We start from the raw sequence: 7,144 nt of genomic DNA, 5'->3' as shown, positions 1-7,144 counted from the left end.
CGCGACCGGCGGGACCCCGTGGGCGCGGGCCAGGGCTGCCGCGGCCAGTGCATCGGCGACGTAGTGCGGCGCCACCGTCGGCGACTCTCCCTGCAGGTCTGCCAGGGTGGCCAGCTCGGCGGCCGAGGTGCGCCGCTCCTCGACGAACGCCCGGTCGGCGAGGACGTCGTCGACCAGCCCGACCATCGAGGGCTCCGGTGTGCCGAGGGTGAACCCGATCGCCCGACATCCCTCGACGACGTCGGCCTCCATCACCAGCCGCTCGGTCGTCGGGTCCTGCACGTTGTAGACGCAGGCCACCTCGGTGTTCTGGTAGACCATGCCCTTGGCCTGCACGTAGGCCTCGAGGGAACCGTGCCAGTCGAGGTGGTCCACCCCCACGTTGAGGCAGGCCGAGGCACGCGGGCGCAGCGACGGCGACCGGACCAGCTGGAAGGTGGACAGCTCGACGACGAGGACGTCCAGCGGCTGCGTGTCGAGCATCACCTCGACGACGGGCGTGCCGATGTTGCCGCAGGCGCGCGCCCGGAGCCCGGCGGCACGCAGGATCGCCTCCAGCATGCCGACCGTGGTGGTCTTGCCGTTGGTGCCCGTGACCGTCAGCCAGGGCGCCGCACCGTGCTCGGGCCGCATCCGCCACGCCAGCTCCACCTCGCTCCACACCGGTGTGCCGTGCTGCGCCGCCGCGGCCAGCAACGGAGCCGTCGGTGGCCAGCCGGGTGAGGTGATCACGACGTCCACCTCGGACCAGAACGCGGCGGCAGTCCGCGGATCGGCCGAGCAGGCAGCATCGCTGAGCTCGGCCGCGGCGGTCGGTCCGAGGCGCACGTCCACGTCCAGGAGCTGCAGGAGCCGTCGCGACTCCTGCAGCTGGTCGCTCTCGCCGGAGTCGACGGCCACCACGCGACACCCCAGCTCGCTGGCGGCGTCCGCGGCCGCGAAGCCGCTGCGCCCGAGGCCGGTCACCAGCACCCGCAGCCCCTGCCACTGGCCGCCCCGGTGGGTCAGCCGGGTCAGCCTCGTCATCCGATCCCCACCACCCACTCCGCATAGAACAGCCCCAGCCCCAGCGCGACGAAGAGGCCGGCGATGATCCAGAAGCGGATCACGATCGTCACCTCGGCCCACCCGACCAGCTCGAAATGGTGCTGCAGCGGCGCCATCCGGAACACGCGTTTGCCCGTCATCTTGAACGACCCGACCTGGATGATGACCGACAGCGTGATCAGGACGAACAGGCCACCCAGGATCACCATGAGCAGCTCGGTGCGGGTGAGGATGGCCAGACCGGCAAGGGCCCCGCCCAGGGCGAGGGAGCCGGTGTCACCCATGAAGATCTTGGCCGGCGACGCGTTCCACCACAGGAACCCGAAACAGGCGCCCATGAGGCATCCGGCGACCAGGGCGAGGTCGTGCGGGTCACGCACCTCGTAGCACTTGACGCTCGGGTTGGTCTGGCAGTTCTGGTTGAACTGCCAGATGGCGATCAGCACGTATGACGCGAAGACCATCGTGCTCGCACCGGTCGCCAGGCCGTCGAGGCCGTCGGTGAGGTTCACCCCGTTGCTCGTGCCCGCGATCATCACGTTGGCCCAGATCACGAAGAGCACCAGTCCGACGGCCGTCCCCGCGAAGGCCAGGTTGATGTTGGTGTCCCGCACGGTGGAGATGTAGGTGCTCGCCGGCGTCCGGTAGCTCTGGTTGGGGAACTGCAGGGCCAGGACCGCGAAAACCACTGCGACGAGGGTCTGGCCGATCAGCTTCTGTCCCGAGCGCAGGCCGAGGCTGCGTTGACGCGAGATCTTGATGTAGTCGTCGAGGAAGCCGACGAGTCCCAGGCCGGCCATCAGGAAGAGCACGAGCAGGCCACTGACGGTGACGTCGGTGACCGTCGCCGCGTGCGCCACGGCATACGCGAGCAGTGCCGCCCCGATGATCACCGCGCCGCCCATCGTCGGTGTGCCGCGCTTGGTGTGGTGGGACGTGGGACCGTCGTCGCGGATGAACTGGCCGTAGCCGCGGCGGACGAGGAACTTGATGTAGAGCGGGGTGCCGAAGAGCGAGACGACGAGGGAGACCAACGCCGCGATGAGGACCGCCTTCACGACCCCGCCACCTGCCCCTTCGCGTTTCCGGCATCCTGGCCGTCCGGGTCGTCGTCGACGAGCCGGTCGCCGAGCCAGCGCAGTCCCGCGTCTCGGCTGGACTTGAGCAGCACGACGTCGCCGGCGGTCAGCTCCTGCCGCAGCAGCGCCTCGGCAGCCTCGACGTCCGGCACCCAGGTCGACTCGTTGCCCCACGAACCCTCGTGCCGGGCGGCGGTGTCGATCGGCTTGGCACCCTCCCCCACCGCGACCAGCCGAGAGATGTTGAGCCGGACCGCGACTCGACCCAGCGCGTCGTGCTCGGCAATGGACTCGTCGCCCAGCTCGAGCATCTCGCCCAGCACCGCCCAGGTCCGGCGACCGTGACCCATGGCCGCCAGTGCCTTGAGCGCGGCGCGCATCGAGTCGGGGTTGGCGTTGTAGGCGTCGTTGACCACCGTCACGCCGTCGGCCCGCTCGTGGACCTCCATCCGCCAGCGGCTGCCCGGTCGGGCAGAGGACAGCGCGGCGGCCACGCCGTCCGGTGCCAGGCCCAGCTCGAGCGCCACGGCAGCCACGGCGAGCGCGTTGCTGACCTGGTGCTCACCGTGCAGCTGCAGTCCGACCCGAGCCTCGCCCTGTGGGGTCTTCAGGGTGAAGGACGCGCGACCCGCCGCATCGAGCTCGATGTCGTCAGCGCGCACGGTCGCGTCGGGCGAGGTGCCCACGAACACCACCCTCGCCGAGGTCTTCGCCGCCATCGCCGCGACCACGGGGTCGTCGGCGTTGAGGACCGCCACGCCGTCGGCGGGCAGGGCCTGCACCAGCTCCGCCTTGGCCGTCGCGATGTTCTCCCGCGAGCCGAACTCGCCGACGTGGGCGGAGCCCACGTTGAGCACGATGCCGAGCCGCGGGGGCGCGATCCAGGTCAGGTAGGCGATGTGCCCGATGCCCGAGGCGCCCATCTCCGCGACCAGGTAGCGGGTCGAGGCGGTGAGGCGGCACACCGTCAGCGGCACCCCGACCTCGGAGTTGAGCGACCCGACCGGCGCCACGGTCTCCCCGTGGGGCGCCAGCACGCCGGCCAGCAGGTCCTTGGTGCTGGTCTTGCCGGACGAGCCGGTGATCCCCACGATGGTGAGGTCCGGCACGCGGTCGGCCACGCCGCGGGCCAGTCGCGCGAAGGCCTCCTGGACGTCCGGCACGACGACACAGGGCAGCTCGGGCACCACCCTGCTGGTCAGCGCGGCCACGGCACCGGCGGCGCGTGCGGCGCCGGTGAACTGGTGACCGTCGGCGTGCTCACCCACCCGGGCGACATACAGACTGCCCGTCTGCGCCTCCCGGGAGTCGGTGACCACGGGCCCGTCGACGAGGACGTCGTCACCGTGCAGCTCGCCACCGGTGAGCGCGGCGATCTCGCGCAGCTGCAGAGGGATCACTCGTTCTTCCCTTTCGCCCGTGCCTGCTCGGCGGGGGTCTTGAAGGTGAGGGGGATGTGGGACGGATTGGTGCCCGTCGGCGGGATCTTGTAGGCCTGCAGAGCGTAGGTCATCACCTTGGAGAACACCGGCGCGGCGACGACGCCACCGTAGATGCTCGACTTGGGGTTCTGGAGCGTGACCGAGACGATGAGCTGGGGGTTGTCGGCGGGAGCGAAACCGATGAACGAGGCGGTGTAGCCGTTGTAGCCGCCGGTCGCCGCGTCGTAGCGGCTCGCGGTGCCGGTCTTGCCCGCCACGCGGTAGCCCTTCACCTCGGCCGCCGGAGCCGTGCCGTGCTTGCCCACGACGCCCTCGAGCATGTGGGTGACCTGCTGGGCAGTCGCCTCGGAGACCACTCGAGTGCCCTTCGCGCGGGGGTTCTGGTTGAACTGCCCGTTGCTCTCCGTGCCGGCGATGAGACGAGGCGGCACCCGCACCCCGCCGTTGGCGATGGTCTGGAACACCCCGGCGTCCTGGATGGCGTTCACCGACATGCCCTGACCGTAGAGGATGGTGAAGCGCTGGGCGTCGTCCCAGTCCTGCGGTCTTGCGAGCAGGCCCCGCGACTCCCCCGGGAAGCCAACGCCGGTGTGGCTGCCGATCCCGAACTTGCGCAGGTAGTCGTACATCGTCTGCTTGCTCAGCTTCTCGCCGACCAGGATGGCGCCCATGTTGCTGGAGTGGGCCAGCACGCCGGCGAAGGTGAGGTGAAGCCTGCCGTGCTTCTCGGCGTCCCGGAACTCGCGGTCGGCCCGCTGGAGCACGCTGGGCACGGTCACGTGCGTGCGCGGAGTGGCCACCCCCTCCTCGATCGCTGCGGCGGCGGTCATCACCTTCGCCGTGGAACCCGGTTCGAAGACCTCGGAGAAGGCCCGGTTGCCCAGGAAGCCCTGGGCCTGCCCGATGTGGTTGGGGTCGAACGAGGGGTAGGAGGCCACGGCGAGCAGGTCGCCCTTGGGATTGCTCACCACGACGGTCCCGGACTCGGACCGGCTCTTGATGACCTCCTGGGCCAGGGTGTTCTGGGCCATGAACTGCAGGTCACTGTTGATCGTGAGCCGGACGTTCTGGCCAGGGACGGCCGGCACGTCGGTGTGCTCGCCGGTCGCGATGACCGAACCGTCACCCGAGCGTTCGTAGGTCATCTCCCCGGGGGTGCCGGTGAGCTTCTTGTCGAGCATCTGCTCGACGCCACCGCCAGCCTTGCCGTCGTTGCCCACCCACCCGACGAGGGAGGCTGCCACGTCGTTCGTCGGGTAGTCGCGCTGGGTGGTCCGTTCGCTGAGGATGCCTGGTATGCCGAGTGCGGCCACCTTGTGCCAGGTCAGCGGCGAGACGTTCTTGACCAGGTAGGTGAAGCGAGTCCCCGGGTTGGCCCGCAGGCGGATCGCGATGTTCCTCGCCGACTTGTGGAGCAACGGCGCAAGGTCCTTCGCGGCGCCGGAGATGCCCACCTCGGTCCGCGTCCCGTCGACGACCTTGGTGTACTGCGCGACCGCGGTCGGGTCTGCGGTGATGTCCCGACGCTCCTCGCTGCTGGCCAGCACCACGCCGTCCGCGTCGGTGATGTCTCCTCTCAGCGCGGGGATCGACTCCTTCTGCAGCCGCTGCCCGAGCGCCGCCTCGGCCATCGTCTTGGCGTCGATCGCCTGCAGACGCAGCAACTGGGCAGCGAACAGGCTGAAGACGATCAGCACGGCGAGCAGCATGAACCGCATCCGGCGGTGCGGATAGCCGAGCCCGACGCGGGCCTTGCGCCCAGGCCGACGCGGCGGCGGGGTCGCCCGCGCGTGGGTGGTCCTCGGCGCCGAACGGCTCTTCGAGCCGGACGTGGCCCGACCGGACGCGCCGTTTCGAGCAGCCGCCTTGCCGGTCGAGCCCTTGGCTGGCTTGCCGGTTGACCTGGCCGACGGCCCCGTCGGTCTGCCTGCCCCACCGCTCGCACGGCGGCGGTTCGACGACGGCTTCGACCGGAGGTCACCGGAGCGCGGCCTGCGCCCCGTAGGGGTGGGTCCACTGCTCCGCCGGGAGCCCTTGCCACCGCCTCGCGGGTCCGCCACGTTCCTACCTCTTCGTCGTCGTGCTGTCCTTAGTCGACGTCCGGGCGTCCTGCTCCGCGCTCGTCCGGTCGGCGTCCTGCTGCTGTGTTGCCGCCTTGCTCGTCCCGGAGGTGCTCGCCCTGGTGGCCTCCTCCTGGCTGGCGGCGTCCGCGGCCCTGGTGGCAGCACTGACGACCGTTGCGGGGGTGGCCGCGGACGGAGACGCTGCTGCCGGGGCCGCAGGTTGGGGTGCGGCTTCGTGGACCACTGTAAAGTCCGGCTGCGGCTCTGCCTTCTTCGCCACGCCGAGGACGGCACCATCCGAGGTCCGGATGAAGGCCGCCGTCTGCGAGGGCACCATGCCCAGGCTCTTGGCGCGGGTGGCCAGGTGCTGCGGCGAGCGCTCCGTCGCGAGGTCGGCCCGCAGGCCGCCCTCGGTGTCGGCGAGCAGCCCGGAGGTGGCCTGGAGGTCGCTGATCCGGAAGGAGGCTTCGGCCCGTGAGGTGTTGAGCACCAGCAGGGTGAGCATGGTGGCGACCAGCAGCGCCGTGCACAACAGCACGAATCCGGCGCTGCTCTGGCGCGCCTGCCGTCCTGTGACCACGCGCAGCCGTGGCGCCTGGCGGTCGCGTCCGGTGGCTGGGGCGCGCAGGGCGGCGCGCGCCGTCGCAGTCATCTGGCTCATGAGTGGCTTCCCTTCGTGGCACGGATGCGCTCAGCGGCCCGCAGGCGGGCGGAGGCCGCCCGCGGGTTGGTCTCGATCTCGTCCCGCTCCGGCTCCTCGGCGCCGCGGGTCAGCAGCATGAGGTAGGGGGCGTGCTCCGGAAGCTCCACCGGCAGCCCCTCCGGGGTGCTGCCCCGGGCGCCGGCGGCGAGGGTCTGTTTGGTCAGCCGGTCCTCGAGCGAGTGGTAGGACAGCACCGCGATGCGCCCGCCGACGGCCAGCGCGCCCACGGCCCGCGGTAGTGCGTCCTGCCAGGCGTCCAGCTCGTGGTTGACCTCGATGCGCAGCGCCTGGAACGTGCGCTTGGCGGGGTGGCCACCGCTGCGCTGCGAGGCTGCTGGGACGGCGGAGCGCAACAGCTCGACGAGCCGGGCCGAGGTGGTGAACGGCTCTTTTGTCCGCTCGCGCACCACCGCCGCCGCGATCCGGCGCGCGAACCGCTCCTCGCCGTAGCTGCGCAGGATGCGCTCGAGGTCCGGCTCGGCATACGTGTTGAGGACGTCGGCCGCCGTCGGCCCCTCCCCCTGGTCCATCCGCATGTCCAACGGGGCGTCGTGCCGGTAGGCGAAGCCGCGCTGGTCCTCGTCGAGCTGCAGCGAGGAGACGCCGAGGTCGAACAGGACTCCCTGCACCGACGCGATGCCGATGTCGGATAGCACGCTGTCCAGCTCGTCATACACGGCGTGGACGGCGGTGAAGCGTCCCTTGAAGGGGGCGAGCCGCTCGCGCGCCAGCGCCAGGGCATCGCGATCGCGGTCGATGCCGACGGCGCGCGCCTCCGGGCAGGCCCGCAGCACCGCCTCGGTGTGCCCG

At 71.0% G+C, this 7,144-nt stretch carries 6 protein-coding genes; all 6 read right to left on the bottom strand.

Annotated elements, in window-relative coordinates; genetic code table 11:
* Positions 1-1,026, bottom strand: a 1,026-nt coding sequence (locus tag FRW57_RS14745) for a Mur ligase family protein (RefSeq protein ID WP_152186346.1), incomplete at its 3' end; no start/stop codon positions are given.
* Positions 1,023-2,105 (bottom strand): phospho-N-acetylmuramoyl-pentapeptide-transferase, encoded by a 1,083-nt coding sequence (gene mraY / locus FRW57_RS14740; protein WP_137120136.1) that lies wholly within the window; start codon positions 2,103-2,105, stop codon positions 1,023-1,025. The genes FRW57_RS14745 and mraY, both read right to left, overlap by 4 nt.
* Positions 2,102-3,526, bottom strand: coding sequence for a UDP-N-acetylmuramoyl-tripeptide--D-alanyl-D-alanine ligase (locus FRW57_RS14735; protein ID WP_152186345.1), 1,425 nt, complete (start codon positions 3,524-3,526; stop codon positions 2,102-2,104). The genes mraY and FRW57_RS14735 overlap by 4 nt, the downstream gene beginning before the upstream one ends.
* Positions 3,523-5,286 carry a peptidoglycan D,D-transpeptidase FtsI family protein gene (locus tag FRW57_RS14730; RefSeq protein ID WP_238999444.1) on the bottom strand — a complete coding sequence of 588 codons (1,764 nt, stop codon included), beginning with the start codon at positions 5,284-5,286 and terminating at the stop codon, positions 3,523-3,525. Before FRW57_RS14730 ends, FRW57_RS14735 begins: the two co-directional genes overlap by 4 nt.
* 346 nt (positions 5,287-5,632) lie before the next feature.
* Positions 5,633-6,292, bottom strand: a complete 660-nt coding sequence (gene ftsL / locus FRW57_RS14725) for a cell division protein FtsL (protein WP_152186344.1) — start codon at positions 6,290-6,292, stop codon at positions 5,633-5,635.
* Positions 6,289-7,144: 16S rRNA (cytosine(1402)-N(4))-methyltransferase RsmH (gene rsmH, locus FRW57_RS14720; protein WP_152186343.1), on the bottom strand; the 856-nt coding region annotated here is incomplete at its 5' end. The genes ftsL and rsmH, both read right to left, overlap by 4 nt.

This window comes from Segeticoccus rhizosphaerae (assembly GCF_009192725.1).
GTDB lineage: Bacteria > Actinomycetota > Actinomycetes > Actinomycetales > Dermatophilaceae > Segeticoccus > Segeticoccus rhizosphaerae.
Note: the sequence above shows the minus strand (reverse complement) of the source record. Positions and strands in the feature narration are given on the sequence as shown.